Annotated in this window: 17 protein-coding genes; 9 read left to right on the top strand and 8 right to left on the bottom strand. The window is 42.4% G+C overall.

From position 1 onward, the window contains the following. The first annotated feature begins 93 nt into the window (after nucleotides 1-93). Nucleotides 94-843, top strand: coding sequence for a nucleoside-specific channel-forming Tsx family protein (locus BN35_RS08180; protein ID WP_025071664.1), 750 nt, complete (start codon nucleotides 94-96; stop codon nucleotides 841-843). Nucleotides 844-866: 23 nt separating this feature from the next. Here the strand turns inward: BN35_RS08180 and ligA are convergent, their stop codons facing one another. Beyond that, nucleotides 867-2,834, bottom strand: a complete 1,968-nt coding sequence (gene ligA, locus BN35_RS08175; protein ID WP_025071663.1) for an NAD-dependent DNA ligase LigA — start codon at nucleotides 2,832-2,834, stop codon at nucleotides 867-869. Between the two features lie 156 nt (nucleotides 2,835-2,990). On the opposite strand from ligA, the gene BN35_RS08170 reads away from it, so the two are divergent. Continuing rightward, the gene (locus BN35_RS08170) at nucleotides 2,991-3,656 is read left to right on the top strand and encodes a B3/B4 domain-containing protein (protein ID WP_025071662.1); all 666 of its coding nucleotides are present in this window, start codon (nucleotides 2,991-2,993) and stop codon (nucleotides 3,654-3,656) included. A gap of 188 nt (nucleotides 3,657-3,844) precedes the next feature. Here BN35_RS08170 and thrS read toward each other — a convergent pair whose 3' ends face one another. From thrS to BN35_RS08145, 5 genes are all read right to left on the bottom strand, one after another. After that, complete coding sequence (thrS, locus tag BN35_RS08165; RefSeq protein ID WP_028900764.1) at nucleotides 3,845-5,812, bottom strand: threonine--tRNA ligase; 1,968 nt, start codon at nucleotides 5,810-5,812, stop codon at nucleotides 3,845-3,847. 92 nt (nucleotides 5,813-5,904) lie between these two features. Then, the gene (locus tag BN35_RS08160) at nucleotides 5,905-7,875 is read right to left on the bottom strand and encodes a tetratricopeptide repeat protein (RefSeq protein ID WP_025071661.1); all 1,971 of its coding nucleotides are present in this window, start codon (nucleotides 7,873-7,875) and stop codon (nucleotides 5,905-5,907) included. A 5-nt stretch (nucleotides 7,876-7,880) separates the two neighbouring features. Beyond that, nucleotides 7,881-8,444, bottom strand: coding sequence for a peptide deformylase (def, locus tag BN35_RS08155; protein ID WP_028900765.1), 564 nt, complete (start codon nucleotides 8,442-8,444; stop codon nucleotides 7,881-7,883). Nucleotides 8,445-8,482: 38 nt separating this feature from the next. Continuing rightward, complete coding sequence (gene ruvX, locus BN35_RS08150; RefSeq protein WP_025071660.1) at nucleotides 8,483-8,896, bottom strand: Holliday junction resolvase RuvX; 414 nt, start codon at nucleotides 8,894-8,896, stop codon at nucleotides 8,483-8,485. 79 nt (nucleotides 8,897-8,975) lie between these two features. Beyond that, a complete protein-coding gene (locus BN35_RS08145; RefSeq protein WP_025071659.1) occupies nucleotides 8,976-9,458 on the bottom strand; it encodes an SPOR domain-containing protein in 483 nt (160 codons plus the stop codon). Between the two features lie 266 nt (nucleotides 9,459-9,724). Between BN35_RS08145 and BN35_RS08140 the strand changes: the two genes are divergently transcribed. The 3 genes from BN35_RS08140 to BN35_RS08130 are packed head-to-tail and all read left to right on the top strand — an operon-like array spanning nucleotide 9,725 to nucleotide 10,576. Beyond that, complete coding sequence (locus tag BN35_RS08140) at nucleotides 9,725-9,943, top strand: YtxH domain-containing protein (protein WP_008126094.1); 219 nt, start codon at nucleotides 9,725-9,727, stop codon at nucleotides 9,941-9,943. Nucleotides 9,944-9,953: 10 nt separating this feature from the next. Next, the gene (locus tag BN35_RS08135) at nucleotides 9,954-10,304 is read left to right on the top strand and encodes a phage holin family protein (RefSeq protein WP_025071658.1); all 351 of its coding nucleotides are present in this window, start codon (nucleotides 9,954-9,956) and stop codon (nucleotides 10,302-10,304) included. Continuing rightward, on the top strand, nucleotides 10,250-10,576 hold the full coding sequence (locus tag BN35_RS08130) for a hypothetical protein (RefSeq protein WP_234396639.1): 327 nt from the start codon (nucleotides 10,250-10,252) through the stop codon (nucleotides 10,574-10,576). The genes BN35_RS08135 and BN35_RS08130 overlap by 55 nt, the downstream gene beginning before the upstream one ends. A 924-nt stretch (nucleotides 10,577-11,500) precedes the next feature. Here the strand turns inward: BN35_RS08130 and BN35_RS08125 are convergent. Continuing rightward, nucleotides 11,501-11,905, bottom strand: coding sequence for a (deoxy)nucleoside triphosphate pyrophosphohydrolase (locus BN35_RS08125; RefSeq protein ID WP_025071656.1), 405 nt, complete (start codon nucleotides 11,903-11,905; stop codon nucleotides 11,501-11,503). Between the two features lie 220 nt (nucleotides 11,906-12,125). Here BN35_RS08125 and coaW point away from each other — a divergent pair, with 220 nt between their 5' ends. Next, the gene (gene coaW / locus BN35_RS08120; protein WP_025071655.1) at nucleotides 12,126-12,959 is read left to right on the top strand and encodes a type II pantothenate kinase; all 834 of its coding nucleotides are present in this window, start codon (nucleotides 12,126-12,128) and stop codon (nucleotides 12,957-12,959) included. Nucleotides 12,960-13,067: 108 nt separating this feature from the next. On the opposite strand, the gene BN35_RS08115 is transcribed toward coaW, so the two are convergent. Continuing rightward, nucleotides 13,068-13,913 carry a patatin-like phospholipase family protein gene (locus BN35_RS08115; protein WP_028900766.1) on the bottom strand — a complete coding sequence of 282 codons (846 nt, stop codon included), beginning with the start codon at nucleotides 13,911-13,913 and terminating at the stop codon, nucleotides 13,068-13,070. Between the two features lie 217 nt (nucleotides 13,914-14,130). Between BN35_RS08115 and BN35_RS08105 the strand changes: the two genes are divergently transcribed. From BN35_RS08105 to recJ, 3 genes are all read left to right on the top strand, one after another. Then, the gene (locus BN35_RS08105; RefSeq protein ID WP_025071653.1) at nucleotides 14,131-15,540 is read left to right on the top strand and encodes an aminopeptidase P family protein; all 1,410 of its coding nucleotides are present in this window, start codon (nucleotides 14,131-14,133) and stop codon (nucleotides 15,538-15,540) included. Nucleotides 15,541-15,563: 23 nt separating this feature from the next. Then, complete coding sequence (locus BN35_RS08100) at nucleotides 15,564-16,766, top strand: C1 family peptidase (RefSeq protein WP_025071652.1); 1,203 nt, start codon at nucleotides 15,564-15,566, stop codon at nucleotides 16,764-16,766. Between the two features lie 354 nt (nucleotides 16,767-17,120). Beyond that, nucleotides 17,121-18,857 carry a single-stranded-DNA-specific exonuclease RecJ gene (gene recJ / locus BN35_RS08095; RefSeq protein ID WP_028900767.1) on the top strand — a complete coding sequence of 579 codons (1,737 nt, stop codon included), beginning with the start codon at nucleotides 17,121-17,123 and terminating at the stop codon, nucleotides 18,855-18,857. Nucleotides 18,858-18,859 lie beyond the last annotated feature (2 nt).

The following is an 18,859-nucleotide window of genomic DNA, read 5'->3' as shown; positions in this document are numbered from 1 at the left end:
CGTTGGAAAAGTAAAGTTTCAAATCAAGACATTCAGTCTGTTAATCATCCTTTACCAACTCGTTCACTAAAAATTATAAATAAAATAACAACAATGAAAAAGAACTGTTTAACAACATTACTACTGGCAGGATTCAGTTTATTGGCTACAGCACAAAACATTCAGCTGCACTATGATTGGGGGCAGCAGCTCTACAACGACCTAAGTAGCAGACCTGCAGCAACCGCTACCATTGAAATGTTCAAGCCCGACAAATGGGGAAGCACCTATATGTTTACCGACCTCGACTTACAATCCGATGGTATGACGGGAGCATATTGGGAAATATCGCGCGAGTTCAACATCTCTACCAACAAGCAATGGGCCATCCATACTGAATATAATGGCGGATTATCGTCAAGCAGAACGAACAACTCGTATTTTGCTTCGCGCTTTCAACACGCCGCATTACTTGGTGGTGCATGGAATTGGCACAACGGAAATTTCTCCAGAACATTTTCTGTTCAGTTGCTGTATAAATACTTTTTCAAAAACAATCATTTGGGACAGGCTTCCATCAACAGCTTTCAGCTCACCGAAGTATGGGGTATGAATCTTGCAAAAGGGCTACTCACGTTCAGTGGCTTCTGCGATGTATGGTACCACCCAAATGTCAATGGTAAGTTCATCTTCCTGTCCGAACCCCAATTGTGGCTGAACCTAAACACCTTAAAAGGTTGGAACGATATCAACCTAAGTATTGGTGGAGAGGTTGAGCTAAGCAACAATTTTGTTTGGAATGCCAAAGGACAAAACAATAAGTTCTATGCGATTCCAACCTTAGCTACCAAGTGGACATTTTAGCCCATTACAACAGCACAGCTATCTCATCCATACCGCTCTACAAACTCATCTTCGGACATGATAGAGATGCCTAAGTCTTTGGCTTTTTTGTTTTTACCAGAAGTGGAATTGACATCATTATTGATAAGATAGGTGGTAGACTTACTCACGCTACCTGTTACCTTGCCGCCCTGACTTTCGATGTAACTTTTCAGTTCGGCACGGTTTTTATAATGATGTACATCGCCCGTTATCACAAAAGTCATGCCTTGGCAACGAGCACCTTGTGGCTGCAATGACGGTTCTTCGATTTGCACTTCACTCAATAAATCATTAACAATTCGTTGATTTGCATCGTCTTGAAACCAAGTAACAAGCGAAGCCGATTTTTCTGGACCAATGCCAGGAATGTGGGCAAAAGCCTCTAAAGAGGTGGCTGTGGTGGCAACACTTATCAATTCTGCTAAAGGATAAGCCTCTAACAGTCGTTTGCAAACATCTACACCGCATAAAGGAATGGATAGCGCATACAGGAAATGGCATGCTTCTACTGTCCTTGACTTCTCTATGGACTGCATCATGTTACGCATAGACTTCTCACCAAAGCCTTCTAACAATGCCAATTCAGCGGCATGTGCCGACAAACGATAAATATCCGCATAGGTTTCTATCCAACCAAGATTGATGAATTTGTCCAAAGTTTGCTCAGAGATGCCGTCTATATTCATTCCCGCCTTGGACACAAGACGGTCAAACTTTTTGATTTGTTTTGCAGGACATGCCTCGTTGGTGCAGTGTAAAGTAAGCGTACCACTCACAGCACTCTCCTTCACCACAGCTTCGTGGTGGCACACTGGACAACTCTTCGGTATATCGAATGTACCAACCGACTGGATGACACGTATCACTTTTGGGATAATCTTATTGGCTTTGATGACCGACAGCGTACTACCAGGACCACCTATCCCTAACCGCTTACACTCGCTAATGTTGCAGAGCGAGGCGCGTTGCACGGTTGTTCCCTCCAACTCTACGGGAGCAAACACTGCCACTGGCGAAATGGTGGAGGCAGCACACGACCATTCTATATGGCGAAGTGTCGTTGTTGCAGCTTCGTCTTGCCACTTAAAAGCCAATCCAGCACGTGTGGCGTGATGCCCTGTTACCGACCCTGTAGCAGCAAAAGAAATGTCGTCGAACACCACTACCAATCCGTCAACGGGGAAAGGATTTGTTTTTTGGGTTACTTTCTCAGTCCAATGTTCAATCACCTGTTCAACCACAGGCAGGGAAGGTTCATTGATGCGCTCTCGTTCCACAGGATGAAAACCTTGTTGTTCAAGCCAATCCATCTGCTCGCCCCATGTTTTAATTTCTTGCTCTACAAAGACCAATGTAAACGGAATCCATTGTATGTGGCGTCGTTCCACCTCCTTGACATCCTTCAACGTAAGAGAACCAGAAGCTAAATTGCGAGGATTGGCATACGCATCGTCAGATTCAAGATTAAAAATTTCAAAATCGGCATACGAAATGACAGCCTCACCTCGTATTACTGTATGACCTTGGAACGGTATGGTGGCAGGCATGCCGCCAATCGCCTTTGCTAAATGCGTGATGTTTGTACCAATATGTCCATTTCCTCGTGTTACCACTTTGGACAATTTTCCGCCATCATAAGTAACAACCAAGGTCAGACCGTCTAATTTCCACGACAACCAAACAGGCTTTCCTTCTGCCCATTTCACCAAATCAGCAGGCTGTTTTGTCTTTGCAAGAGAGAGCGCAGGAAACTCATGTGCCTCTTTTTTACCGTTCATTTCGCCATCAGAGACTCGATTGGTAGGACTATCAGGCAGTACTACCCCACTCGACATTTCCAATTGCTTCAACTCATCGAACAGAGCATCCCACTCATAGTCGGTCATTAGTTCGGGCTTACCACCATAATAATTATCTGATGCGAGGTTGAGCCTGTCAACCAATTTGCGCATGCGCTGCTGAATATCCATATAAGTTTCGTGTTTTATAAGTTTCTTTGCTGACGAGTCATACACCAATAAGTAAACATGGTAAAGCGCATCAACCGTACTGGCGGAGTTGCAACCATGCAAACTCGTCTCTTCTCCATTTGCAAAGATAGCAAATTATTTTGTACCTTTGCCAACATGGAGATAATCGTTTCAAAGGAAATAGAACAAGTGTGCCCTGATTTTGTAGGTGCTTGCGTTGAAGCTACGGTGAAAAATTCAGCGTATAGCGAAGACTTATGGCAAGAAATTCATCATAAAGCCCAGCTATACAAAGACACACTGAATACAGAATCACTCAAAGAAATGAGCGGCATACAAGCTACGAGGAAAGTATATCGGCTATGTGGCAAAGACCCCTCACGTTATCGACCAGCAGCCGAAGCTCTTATTAGGCGTATATTACAGGATAAACCGCTATATCAAATTAACAGTCTCGTAGACTTAATCAACTTGGCGAGCATTGCATACGGGTACAGCATTGGTGGATTTGACGCCGACCAGTTCAAGGGAGATACGCTGACATTAGGAATTGGGAGAGAAGGAGAGCCGTACGAGGGCATTGGACGAGGAGTGATAAACATTGCAGGACTTCCTGTGTACCGTGATGCCTTAGGAGGTGTGGGCACACCGACCTCAGACCATGAACGAACAAAAATCACACTCAGCACTACACATCTCATCGTTCTTATCAATGGCTATGACGGCAGCGAAGAGCAAGTGCGTGCCAATGCGACATATATACAAGAGTTGCTCAAACGATTTTCTCTTTCCTCTGACAGTAGTTACTATCTGTACAAATAGCACAGAAAGCAAGAAAGTGATGCCTCGAAAAGCATCACTCTCGCAAAAAAATCGTCAAACTGTCAACTTGTTGTCCCATCAATCATACGATGAAACCAACTTGACAATATGTTTAAGGCTGGCTCTGAACACGAGTTTTGTTCGTTTCAGAGCCACCCTTTAAGTTTCAGCATTCTAATCCGCTGTCATTACTCATCATCTGGATGAATATCTGTTGCTTTCAACATTTGGGCAACTTCGTTATTAATACGTGCAATAAATTCATCTACACGGAGAGTAGCCTGTTCGCCTCCTCCACGTTCACGCATGGATACAAGCCCATCTGCTGCCTCTTTCTCACCGACAATGACCATATATGGAACACGTTTGAGTTCGTTATCACGAATCTTGCGACCTATTTTCTCATTACGGTCATCAATGGTTGCACGTACTTGTTGCGCTGCAAACTGCTTCGCAACCTGTCGTGCATAGGCATTATACTTTTCAGAAATCGGTAGAATAGCTACCTGATCAGGCGTGAGCCACAATGGGAAGTGTCCTGCGGTATGTTCTATCAAGACAGCCGTAAAGCGTTCCAGAGAGCCAAACGGAGCACGATGCACCATCACTGGCGTACGTTTACTGTTATCTTCGTCTGTATATTCAAGTTTGAAACGCTGTGGAAGATTATAATCAACCTGAATAGTACCCAACTGCCAACGACGCCCAATGGCATCTTTCACCATGAAATCGAGCTTAGGTCCATAAAAGGCAGCCTCACCATATTCTACTTTGGCGTCCAAACCCTTTTCCTTGCAGGCATCAATAATGGCTTGCTCGCTCTCAGCCCAAACTTCGTCAGAACCGATATACTTCTCTTTGTCCTTAGGATCTCGCAAACTAATTTGAGCCTCAAAGTTATCGAAGTTAAAGATTTTGAATACAGCTTGGATAATATCCATGACGCGTAAAAACTCATTTTTCACTTGGTCGGGACGACAAAAGATATGTGCATCATCCTGTGTAAACGAGCGTACACGTGTTAATCCATGCAACTCTCCGCTCTTTTCGTATCGATAAACAGTACCAAACTCAGCAATGCGCAATGGCAAATCCTTGTAAGAGCGTGGCTTATAAGCAAACACCTCACAGTGGTGAGGACAGTTCATCGGCTTGAGCATGTATTCTTCATCCTCTTCGGGGGTATGAATGGGCTGAAAAGAATCTTTGCCATAGTGGGCATAGTGTCCACTGGTGACATAGAGATTCTTGCTGCCTATATGGGGCGTAATTACCTCTTGGTAGCCATATCTACGCTGGATATTGCGAAGCATATCTTGCAGGCGCAAGCGTAGCTCTGTACCTTTGGGCAACCAGATAGGTAATCCTTTTCCCACACGTTCAGAGAACATGAAGAGTTCCATTTCTTTTCCAATCTTTCGATGGTCACGCTTCTTGGCTTCTTCCAACATGGTAAGATACTCATCCAGCATTTTTTTCTTTGGGAAAGTAATTCCATAAATACGTGTCATCTGTTCACGTTTGGCATCACCTCGCCAAAAAGCTCCTGCTACACTGGTAATTTTTACAGCTTTGATAAGTCCCGTGGATAACAAGTGAGGTCCACGACACAGGTCTGTAAAATGACCTTGGGTGTAAGTGGAAATAGTACCGTCTTCCAAATCTTGGTCAATATGCTCGCATTTATAATCTTGTCCATCTTCTTGAAACTCCTTCAAAGCATCTGTCTTCGATATGTTTCGTCTGACCACTGGCTCATTTTTCTTAGCCAGTTCCATCATTTTTGCTTCAATTTTAGGAAAGTCTGTTTCGCTTATCGTCGTTCCTTCCTTGGGCATCACATCATAGAAGAATCCGTTTTCAATAGCAGGACCAAACCCAAACTGTATACCTGGGTAAAGTTCTTGTAACGCCTCTGCCAACAAGTGAGCCGAAGTATGCCAGAAAGTATGCTTACCTTCCTCGTCCTCGAATTTGTACAAGGCAATAGTAGCATCATTGTTAATTGGGCGATTAAGCTCTACTGTCTCACCATTTACACCGCAAGATACAACGTTGCGAGCGAGAGCCGGTGAGATGCTCTCGGCGATTTGTAACCCCGTGACACCCTGTTCGTATTCTCGAACAGAACCGTCAGGAAATGTGATTTTAACCATAACAAATTAGTTTTTTATCTGAATCAACTACAAAAGTAATATTTTCTTTCGAGTTGAGCTCATATTTTTCTAAATTCCATATAATTTTCAAGTTATTTGGACGTTCGATTTTTCTTCATCAAGCTATACGCATCATAGATTCCAAGTTCGCCAGCTTTACTTAAATTCGCCATTCCTGCCGCTCGATCACCTTTCTTCATGTGTACGATTCCCAAGTTATAATAAGCCTCTGCCAACCTATTGTCAAGGGCAATAGCCTTGGTATAATCTTTGATTGCCAATTGGTCATCATTCCGAGTGGCATACAAATTAGCCCGATTATAATAAAGATAGGCGTTTTTAGGTTCCAGTTCAATGGCGTGATTCAAATCATCTAAAGTCTTGGCTGCTTTCAACTGGGTATCTACTCCTTTAGAGGCATTAAAGTCATTCATCATAAACTGGCACACCGCACGTTGCCAAAAAGTAACGGCAGAGGTACTGTCCTCATTGATACAGACTGTCAAATCTTGGATAGCAGCATCGTAATTTTGCGTTACCGTGTAGGCTACAGCACGCTGAAACAATAAGCTCTTCACAGATTTTATGTTTTTAGCATCTTGTATCTGGGCAGACAACTGGTCGATGTTCGCAAAATACATCTTCGATTGCTCTGCCGTGAGTTGTTTCGGGCGACAAGTCAACATGAGTTTGTGTTGAGGATGATGCTGTAAATTGAAATCCTCAAGTTCTTTATAAAAAGCCTGATACGAACTTATGCCATTCTGATAAGGCAGGTATGACACCTCGTACATCGGCATCAGTTCTACTTCTACTTTTCGATGTTGTATCTGTCCGCGATATTCACTATCATACTCATGCTCAACAGTATTCTCATCGGCAACGACAATTTGGTTGTATTTCTCGGGATCTATCTCGCTTCGCTTGCGCATCTCTTTGAGTTTGTTACGACTCCAACGCTTTTGTACACCCACGTGCTTATTCATCTGCGCCTTGAAAATACGAAATTCGTCAAGCTCCGCCTTGGCTGTCATTCCTAATCGTCGATAGCAATGTGCTCGATAAGATAAACCTGTCCAGAAATTAGGAAATTGCTCTATCACCGCAGAATAGTCTCGTATGGCGGCTCGAAGATTTCCTGTCCGATCCAACAATAACGCCCTGTTGAAGATTGCCATGACATTTTTGGGTTCCAGTTTGATGACAAAATCAAAATCTTCAATGGCACGATTATCGTCGCCCAACTGCATACGCAGCAGACCTCTATTATAATGAGCTAAAAAGTCTTGTGGATTCAAGTCCAGTGCCATGTCATAATCGCTCATGGCTCCTCGCAAATTGTTGTAATTCAAGCGCGCCAAGGCTCTATTGACATAGTTATTTGCCTGATTCGGCTTGAAATGAATGGCTTGTGATAATTCCTTATCTGCCTCTTTCCACTGCTGACGTGCCAGACTGATGTAGGCTCGCATGGTCCAAGTGCTACCATCGTATGGATCTACCTTTAAGCTCTTATCTAACCACTTAGCAGCCGAAGTAGTGTCCTTTTCATGCAAATAGATTTCTGCCTTTAAGGTATAGGCATTGGCATTCTGTGACCATTTATGAATAATCGTATCCGTTTGCAACTGTGCCTTGGCATACTGCTTATCGTTCATCAAACAAATGGCTCGATTCAACCAATAATTTTGCTGTTGAGGTTGTAACCTTATGGCGTGGTTATAATCGTTAACGGCATCCTCAAAGCGTTCTTGCTTGATGCGAGTAATGGCTCTTAAATCAAAAAACTGGTGGATATAAGGATTCAATTCGATAGCTTTAGAGATGTCGGACTCGGCACCTGTAAAATCATCTAAATAGTATTTCGCCACCGCTCTGTACTGCCATGGCTCATAAAGATAAGGCTTGAGCGAAATAATCTGATTGAAATATTGTATCGAAAGCACATAGTCTTCATAATGAAGGGCCACCTGACCATTCCTTAACAGCTTGTCAACATTGTATTGTGCTTTTGCTGCAAGTGATAGACAAGCCAAGAAGATGAGGACCTTGATGCGATACATACATTCTATTTGCGTACAGGCTTGGTACGATAATGACATTCGTACTTGCCCTGTGTCATCGCTTTTAATTTATTCTTGATAAGCTGTTTGCGAAACGGACTCACTCTATCCACAAACATTTTACCTTCCAAATGGTCGAACTCGTGCTGCATTACACGGGCTAAATAACCCTCCACCCATTCATCATGCGACTGAAAATCTGAATCCATGTATTGCACACGAATGCGTGTATGGCGTGTTACCGACTCATGGATGCCTGGGATAGATAGACACCCTTCTTCCATGGACGCTACAGGAGAGTCTTCATCAATCTCGATAATATGTGGGTTGATGTAGGCACGCCTAAAGTCTTTGTACTCGGGAAAATCGTCAGACAGCACATTTAAGTCGATCACAACGACCCGAATCGACTTGCCTATCTGTGGGGCAGCTAAGCCTACGCCATCCGAAGCGTCCATCGTTTCAAACATATCTGCGATGAGTTGCTGCAGATTCTCATACGCTGGGGTAATATCTTGTGCTACTTTACGCAACACGGGCTGTCCATATATATATATAGGTAATATCATTATTTCTTTATTAAATAAGAACCTAAGACGGACATTCGTTATTTACGTCTCGATTCCATATAGCTCTGCAAAATAATAGTAGCCGAAATTTCGTCTACCAAAGCTTTGTTTTGACGGGCTTTCTTTCCAATACCACTTTGCAAAATTGCTTGATGTGCCAACACCGATGTAAAGCGTTCGTCGTAAAATTCGATAGGAATTTGCGGCATCGCCTTACGCCATCGGTTGACAAACTGCTGAACCCTGGCAAAGTTTTCGCTCGGTTTTCCATTCGTCTGCATCGGTTTGCCCATCACAATCCGCTCCACCTCCTCTTGCGCTACATAAGTCTTGAGAAAGTCGAAAAGTGCAGATGTAGCAACAGTTGCCAACCCATTTGCAATAATTTGCAATGAATCGGTAACTGCTATGCCCGTACGTTTCTTTCCGTAATCTATCGAAAGGATACGCATGGTGAAAGATACCAAGAGAGACATTCCTATGCCACCTCTTCTGAAACGAGGAGATGGCAGACTGTCGCCTCATGGTTGATTATTTCTTATACAGCAACCAAGCGTCAGGATACTGCTGACGGAACTGATTACGAGAGCGTACTGCAGAGGCTTTGTCAGCATGTGTAGAAGCGACTACACGATACATGTTGCGTCCTGCGTTGTAAGCAATCTGAGCTGCATAACCAGCTGCATTCAATGTGCGCTGCAAATTTTCGGCGTTAGCCTTCAAACCAAACGAGCCAACTACTACACTAAAGGCACTCAAGCCATTACCGCTAACCACCGTAACGTCTTCTGTGCGGAACGTTGCGTTATCTACATTGTCTTGAACAGTTGTTTCTGTTACGGGAGCTGGCGTCAGAGGTGTTACCGTAGGCACCTCTGCCTCAGTCTCAGTCTTTGCCTGTTCTTGAGCTTTCGCCTTCTCATACATCTTCTTATAAGCACTCTCGCTCGACTTACATCCAGTCAGTGCAAGTGCTGCACATAATCCTGCGCATAAAACAATTCTTTTCTTCATCATCTTGTTGTCGATATTATAAATTAAACTCTATTGATACTTTACGTTTATCTATCAAGGGCGAAATTACAAAATATCTGTCAAAAAGAAAGAAATGTACCCACTAAAGTTTGTTAAATCAATAGAATACAAACTTTTTAACACAAAAAATATCGTTACACCGTTGCTCGTTTGTAAAAAAAATCGTATATTTGCGTTATGACATTTGGAAGAGTATCCAATGCTAAAAAAGTTAATAAACAATATTCACATTAAAATTTAGAAACATGAGAACAGTTAGTTGTATTGGCGCATTCTTAGGAGGCGTCCTTGTAGGAGGATTAGTAGGCTTGTTGGTTGCACCTCAAAAGGGACAAGATACTCGTAATAAAATCAGTGACACGATTGACGATTTTTGCAAAAAGCACGATCTCAAATTGTCTAAGAAAGACGTAGATGATTTGGTAGATGACATCAAAGACGCTGCTGCTGATATCGTAGATTAAACATTATTATATGTTTTCAAACGACAGAAACGTAGAAACCATTAGCCAACTGGTTGATGTTTGCAAACATTACATCGGGCTTCAGACAGAGTATGTCAAGCTCGATGTAATTGAAAAGGTGGTTCGTCTTATTACCGTTCTCACACTGGCACTCTCATTAACCATTGTATTGGTATTAGCGCTCATATATGTTTCGTTTGCCGCTGCTTATGCACTCGAACCCCATGTAGGGCTTCCTTTTGCCTTCCTCATCATTGCGGGCTGTTATTTATTCACTTTTGTGCTGTTTTTCTTGTTCCGCAAACAATGGATTCAGCGGCCAATTGTCAAGTTCTTGGCAAGTTTATTGATGGAGAATTAGTGATGACAAAGAATAATTATGATACACCTCAGACGAAATATACGTCTTTGTCAGAGATTCGAGAGCGCAAGCAAGCACTATTAGATAACATCAGAAACGATGATTCACAGATGAAAGCTTTATGGGATCAGCTTTTTGGTACGTCACCATCCTCATTGACCACCAATTTGCCATCCAAGCGATTTTCAGGATTGTTGAGCACAGGAGCTGGAGTTTTTGACGGTATAGTGCTAGGCTGGAAACTATATAGAAAATTTAAAAAGAGGAGATAAACTCTCTCTTCACTTCGCAAAAAAAGATAACTTTGATAGAAGGTTGTCTTTTTTTTATCCGCCCCCACTGTTGATTTCTTATAACAGGAATACTGACAGAAAGACCCCCAAAACCACAGTACAAGGTCGTTACGCTCCACAAACGTGTAAAACAATATATACTTTACACAGAACATAAACCCACAGTTCTTTCATTTGAAGACTGATATTTTTACTAAGAAGAATGACCTGCAAACTGCATCTCTAAAATTAGTGACACCCTCTTTAGAAGGATAATAAATGCTGAATTTTCTTTACAAAGTGGCTCTCATAACTCGCGTAAAAACAACCAACAGCAAAGTTGGTCGCAAATATGCAAGTTTTGAGCAACTTTCGTAATTCATTGTTACTTAGATTATTACGCTTCAGCCTTCTCTTTTCATTCGCAATTTTACCATCTTTGGGCGATTGAAGCATTGAGATAGGGCGACTATTTGCATACTTTAAGGGTGCTGAAGCATGTGAATAACACCCCTAATGAGTGTTTCTAAGACCGTTAAATCAATGTTTCAGTTTGAAAAGACATCAATTTTGATAAAATCAGCCCATTTTTGCATGTCGTTTGCCTATTGATTTTTTCTATTTTGAAGATTTTCAATGACCTTTTTTTGGTAAAATGATAGGACAAAAACAAGAATGCCACTACTGATTAACTCATTGAGTTGATTATTGAAAAGACATGGGTGAATGCCATTAAGGCTTACAAATATCACCTCTATCTCCAAGCATCAGCAAAGCAACAAACTTCATTTGCAGAATTATTGCTTACAGAACAACCTAAACAAGGGCGATTACAGAATTTGCAATACCCCAAAAAGAGTGTTGCAACAAAAGAGACTAAAGCGCCCTACCCCAAAGGATTGTGCAGGAGTGTTGAGGTATCATCTATTCCTTTTCTGACAGAAATCGCTCAATCAGCACACGGTCTGCCTCGGTCCAGTTGAGTGATTCCAGTTGGTCGAGGGGTAGCCATTTGTCATCCAGATGCTCCAATAATTTGTAGTCCTCATCGCCTCCTTTGCAGAGATAGGCTGTAATAGAGACTTTGAAATCAGGATAAGCATGCGTCACCTCTCCAATTTTTCGTCCTACAAATACATCCCAATCCATTTCTTCCTTGATTTCTCTAACCAATGCCTCGTGATCTGATTCGCCCTCTTCGACCTTTCCACCAGGGAATTCCCAGTGTTCGGAAAGATAAGAATATTGTGAACGACCTCTTTGCATACATAGATAGCGCTTGCCACGTTGGACGACAGCAGCCACTACATGCGTAACTTCTGTTTTCATGTGATTCATTTTATTATGATTCAAAATTACAAATAATTATTGATAATGTTGTATATTTGCAGAAGATTCGCTTCGCCTCAACATAGAAAGTAAACTTTCTCTGTCTTCGGCTTGCGCAATCTTTGCAGAAGGTTGGCTTCGCCTCAACATAGAAAGTAAACTTTCTTTGTGTTCGGCTTGCGCAATCTTTGCAATAAATTAGTACCAATAATAGAAGAAAATGGCAATAGTTATAGGCATTGACGTGGGGATTAGCACCACCAAGATTGTAGGTATCAATGACGACGGAACAGTAGTAGCTCCTATTCGCATCAAGGCTACCGACCCCGTGACGTCGCTTTATGGCGCATTTGGTAAGTATTTACATGACAACAATATACAACTGAACGATGTTGAGCAGGTGATGTTGACAGGTGTGGGTGCTGCCTATGTCGACAGCTCCGTTTACGGTTTGCCGACAGCCAAGGCAGAAGAGTTTATCTGCAACGGTTTGGGAGCCCGATTTGAGACCGACTTGGAGGACATGATTGTTGTGAGCATGGGTACAGGAACCAGTCTTATACAATGTAAGGGCAATGACATTAGACACATAGGCGGAGTGGGTATTGGGGGTGGAACGCTCATCGGCCTGTCACGCATTATGTTGAAAACGGATGATATCCGACAAGTTTCCTCGCTCGCCATGCGAGGCGACGCCTCAAATATCGATGTTCGTATCGGTGATATCAGTCCTGAACCGCTCCCCAATCTACCCAAAACGGCTACTGCTTCCCTCTTTGGAAATGCCAAGAGCAACGCTTCGCGTGAGGACATTGCATTGGGCATCATCACCATGGTGTTACAGACCATTGGCAGCAGCACGATTTTAGCATCTTTGGGGTCGGGTATCAAAGATTATGTACTCATTGGTAACCTTACTTTACTCCCTCAATGTAAGATGGTGTTCAGTGGGTTAGAGAAAATGTATGGCGTGAACTTTATCAATCCCAAATACAGTGAATTCTGTACAGCGATTGGGGCTGCACTGTTTTATCTAAGCGAAAAAGAGAAATAGACAAGTGCGCAGCTTTCTTCCATGAGATGAGGTTGTCATTACAAAGAATGACTCATGACGTTTACAGTAGAACCTTTGGCGAGGCATGGGCGACGTGTCGCTTCATTTTTAACTAATCTGAGATTGACAGAAGTCGTCTCCTAACATATATCCCTCTTGATATAACCGCTCCAGTTTGGCTGTATCTTTTTCCATACGTCCTACCTCCACTGGGTCTTGTGGACGTATGCAGACAATTTGTCCAGCTGCTTCCAACTGATCGACTAACTCCAACTGTTCGTTATATGCCGCTACTCTACGACTAAGAGCCACGCGAAGACGCGGGTATTTCTTGTAAATGAAATGGGGAATCTTTCTATCTCGCTCACTACTGCGATAGCCTTTGTGACGCGTTAGAATGACAACGTTTTTATGATGACCTGTCTCCATGGAGCGAATCACAGGGATAGAATCTGTGATTCCACCATCAAGCATGGGGATTTGGTCTATCTCTACAATCTTACTTACAAAGGGTAAACTACTCGAAGCGCGCACAATATCCAATGCTCGTTGCTTATTTTGTAGTTCTGTCAAGTAAGCTGGTAAACCCGTTAAGCAATTTGTTGTGACCATTTCGAAGGTAGAAGGAGAAGAGAAATAAGTATCAAAATCGAATGGGACATACTCATTTGGAAATTTATCGTACAAGAGTTTTTGATCAAAAATACACCCCTGAGTCACCAAATGGCGCAATCCTATGTAATCATATTTGGACAACAAATCGATATTAGAGAAGCGCGCGCGACGTGGTTGTTTACTGATATAAGACATACCATTACAAGCTCCCGCCGACACAGCAACAACATACTGAAAATACAAATCATGCTTCATAAAGGCATCCAAGACACCACAGGTAAACACTCCACGCATCCCTCCACCTTCGAGTACTAATCCTGTATTTCTATCAATTTGCATAAATTACTCATTAATTGAGACAAAGTTATATATTTTTCATCACTTTTTATTATCTTTGCAAGAAATAGTGGAAACCAAGCACAAACAGATTTGAGCTGTTTACCTTGGAATCCCATATACATCATCATCATGATTGCTGCTAACTGACTATGACTGACACATTTACAAACAGTATTCAGCATGATTAGAAACGATTAATTCTATAAAACATTATTATATGTTCGACAAACAAACTTATATAAGACGCCGCACACAACTTAAAAAAGAAGTTGGTCATGGCATCATCATTCTCTTCGGTAACAACAACTCCCCTGCCAATGGTCCGTACAATGGGTATCATCCTTTTAGGCAAGACTCCTCTTTCTTGTACTATTTTGGACAAAACAGAGACGGCTTGGTGGGTGTCATTGATATCGATAATGATCAAGAAAAACTGATTGGAGACGATATAGACATTGAAGATGTCGTTTGGTTCGGGTCAGTTGATAGTGTCAAAGATATGGCTGCGCAGGTTGGAATACAGCAGACAGCACCCATGAAGGAACTCTCTACTATCTGTAAGCGTGCACAGGAGAAGCAACAAAAGATACATTTCCTCCCACCGTATCGGCATGACATCAAACTCCAAATATACGACTTGTTGGGCATTCATCCCAGTCAACAGCAAGAAAAGTCGTCCCTCGACCTTATTCATGCGGTTGTCAAGATGCGCTCTGTCAAAGAAGAACAAGAAATAGAAGAGCTGGAACGTGCTGCCAAGATAGGCTATCTCATGCATACCACAGCAATGCGCCTTACCAAACCGGGTGTAACAGAAAAGTTTGTGGGTGGACAAGTGGACGGCATTGCCAACTCTTACGGAGCCATGGTGAGCTTCCCAACCATCTTTACCCAACATGGAGAGATCATGCATGGCAGTCCTTCGCTCAACTTACTGGAGTCTGGAAGGTTGGCATTGTGTGACGCTGGGGCTGAAACTGTGAACAATTATTGTTCTGACAACACCCGAACATATCCCGTTAGTGGCAAATTTACACAACGACAATTAGAGATTTATAGCATTGTTGAGGAATGTCATGACCACGCTCTCGAAGTTGCAAAGCCAGGAGTGAAATACATGGACGTACATTTCTCTGTATGCAAGCTCATGACGGAGCGACTCAAAGAAATTGGACTCATGAAAGGTGACACAGAAGAGGCTGTGCGTGCAGGAGCACATGCCATGTTCTTACCTCACGGACTGGGACACATGATGGGAATGGATGTTCACGACATGGAGGCTTTGGGACAAATCCACGTAGGCTTTGACAAAGAGACACGACCTATCCTTGACCAATTTGGCACCAATGCCCTGCGCATGGGACGGCGCTTAGAAGAGGGATTTGTGGTGACGGACGAACCTGGTATTTACTTTATTCCTGCCCTCATCGATGACTGGAGAGCATCTGGACACTGTAAAGAGTTCTTGAATTTTGAACTTTTGGAAACCTACAAAGATTTTGGAGGTATTCGTATTGAAGACGATATCCTAATTACTAAAAACGGATGTCGCTTCATTGGTGAGCAGCGCATACCATACCATCCCAAAGATGTAGAAGCATTTATGGCTAACAATTCAACTAAATAATTTATTAAAAACTATTCAAAAACATGAAGAAAATTTTGATGTTCGCCCTCTTGGCCATCATGGCAACGGGCGTACAGGCAGGTAAGAAAAAGACTGCCGCTAAAAGCAACAAGCCAGTATTTACTGTTGTAAAGCAAAACAAGATTACAAGTGTTAAAGACCAAAACCGTAGCGGTACGTGTTGGGCTTACTCTACATTGAGTTTCTTGGAAAGTGAAATCTTAAAAAAGACAGGGAAAACGTACGACCTATGTGAGATGTTCGTAGCACACAAAACATACCAAGACCGAGCTGAAAAGGCTGTACGCATGCACGGTGATGTTAGTTTTGCACAAGGAGGTAGCGCATACGACCCCATCTATTGTTGGCAACACTATGGCATGGTTCCCGAAACAGCAATGCCATTGCCTGGCACGATGACAGGTGACTCGCTGGCTAACTTTGGCGAATTCTTTGAACTTCTGACACCTTATGTTGAAACGATAGCAAAAAGTAAGCAAAAGAAAATTTCTTCTACATGGAAAAAAGGAATGGTAGGAATTCTTGATGCTTACCTTGGCAAAACTCCTGACACATTTACATACGAAGGAAAAACCTATACACCACAATCGTTTGCGGCAAGTCTTGGACTGGACATGAACGACTATGTACACTTCACCAGCTACACACATCATCCTTTCTGGACACAATTTGCTGTTGAAGTACAGGACAACTGGCGTTGGCCTTTGAGCTGGAACGTTCCTATTGAAGAGATTTGCAACATCATTGACAACGCTATCAACAATGGTTATACCGTAGCATGGGGCGGAGATGTTTCTGAAGATGGATTTACACGCAATGGTTTAGGTATTGCTTACGATTTGAAGAAAGCACGCGATTTGTCTGGAACAGATGCTGACCGTTGGGTTAAGATGTCTAAATCCTCAAAGAAAGCCAAAGCAGATTCATTAGGTATCAATGCGCCTGAAGTTGTTCCTACACAAGAGATGCGCCAAGAAGCATTCGATAATTGGGAGACAACCGATGACCACGGCATGCACATCTTTGGTATTGCCAAGGACCAAAACGGGAAAGAATATTACATGGTAAAGAACTCTTGGGGCGAAAGTGGCAAGTACAAAGGTATTTGGTACATGACAAAAGCTTTTGTAGCTTACAAGACGATGGATTTCATGGTAAACAAGAACGCTGTTCCTGCAAATATCCGTAAGAAATTAAATATCTAAATAACGCTTCAAGTTGATCTTGAAACCACGATAAGAAAGACTGTTTTTCCACATAGGAAGAATGGTCTTTCTTTTTTATGACAATACCTCAACTCATGGACAGGCAACTAATTTCTTCAGTAAACACATGAGGCGAAAAGGACAAAGCAGAAAAGTTAGATTGAAGAAGAATGCGCATGACCAGACACTTTTTGAAGAATTGCTGGGGAATGATGCAAATTATTTGTGACATTTACGATGCATTATGGTAAATTATTTGTAACTTTACACACAAATAAGTCTTCATTTTTATGAAGACCATTACTCGTATGACCGCATGCGAGTACGACTCGACAAAAATAAAAAACAATATAAATGCATTTCAAATGGAATTATGTACCACCTACATCAGAAGAAACAAAGGCAGCTAAGGAGTTAGGAGATAAATTAAATATCAACACCATACTCGCTTTGTTGCTCATCCGCCGAGGCATTACCACTGAGTCTGCGGCAAAAAGGTTCTTTCGTCCACAACTGGCGGACCTTATTAATCCTTTCTTGATGAAAGATATGGACGTGGCGGTAGACAGACTCAACGATGCTATGGGGCGCAAAGAACGCATTTTGGTGTATGGCGATTACGACGTAGATGGTTGTACATCTGTAGCATTGGTGTACAAGTTTCTCCAACAGTTCTATTCTAATATAGACTATTACATCCCAGATCGATACGACGAGGGTTATGGTGTCAGCAAAAAGAGTTTAGAATATGCACGAGAAACAGGTGTCAAACTGATTATTATTTTAGATTGTGGAATTAAAGCAACGGACGAGATTGCGTATGCAAAAAGTTTAGGTATTGACTTTATCATTTGCGATCACCACGTACCAGACGAAGTAATGCCACCTGCTGTGGCTATTCTCAATCCCAAAAGACCCGATGACACCTACCCCTTTAAGCATCTCTCTGGATGTGGAGTGGGCTTTAAGCTCATGCAGGCGTTTGCCAAAAACAACAACATTCCTTTCTCTCGGCTCATCCCGCTGCTTGACTTTTGTGCAGTAAGTATATCAGCTGACATTGTACCTGTGGTGGATGAAAATCGTATCTTGGCTTTTCATGGATTGAAACAACTCAACCAAAACCCGAGTGTTGGGCTGAAAGCCATTATAGATATCTGCAATTTAGGCAACAGAGACATCTCCATGAGCGATATTGTCTTCAAGATAGGACCGCGCATCAATGCCTCTGGACGCATGGAGAATGGAAAGGAGAGCGTTGACTTGCTGGTGGAAAAGGATATTGCGAGTGCCATACGACAAGCCAAACACATTGACGAATATAACGAGCAACGAAAAGATATCGATAAGCAAATGACCGAAGAAGCTAACCTTATCGTCTCTAAATTAGAAAGCCAAAAGCATCATTCCTCCATTGTTCTCTACGATGAGAACTGGAAGAAGGGCGTTATTGGAATTGTAGCTTCACGATTGACAGAAATTTATTTTCGACCTACCGTCGTTCTTACACGTGATGGAGAGTTCGCAACAGGGTCTGCGCGCAGCGTAACAGGCTTCGATATCTATGCTGCTATCAAGAGTTGTCGTGACTTGTTGGTGAACTTTGGAGGACACACCTATGCGGCAGGACTGACCTTACGTTGGGATGATATCAAAACATTCCGCACTCGTTTTCAAAAATATGTAGATGAACACATTCGTCCCGAACAGACTGAACCAATTATAGATATTGATGCTATCATTGATTTTAAGGATATTACCAAACGTCTACATCAAGAATTAAAGAAATTCTCACCTTTTGGACCTGGCAATCCCAAACCCATGTTTAGTACAATCGGTGTGTACGATTATGGTACAAGTAAGGTGGTAGGGCGCGAACAAGAGCATATTAAACTGGAACTGGTCGACTCCAAATCGAGCAATGTTGTTAATGGCATTGCCTTTGGACAAAGTGCATCGGCACGATACATCAAATCTAAACGCAGTTTTGACATTGCCTATACACTGGAGGACAACGTCTTTAAGCGTAACGCCGTGCAGTTGCAGATAGAAGACATACGACCTACCGAAGGAGAAGATTATCAAACATGACG

The sequence above is a fragment of the Hoylesella timonensis 4401737 = DSM 22865 = JCM 15640 genome, assembly GCF_000455445.1.
Classification (GTDB): Bacteria; Bacteroidota; Bacteroidia; order Bacteroidales; family Bacteroidaceae; genus Prevotella; species Prevotella timonensis.
This window is presented reverse-complemented; position numbering and strand designations above follow the sequence as displayed.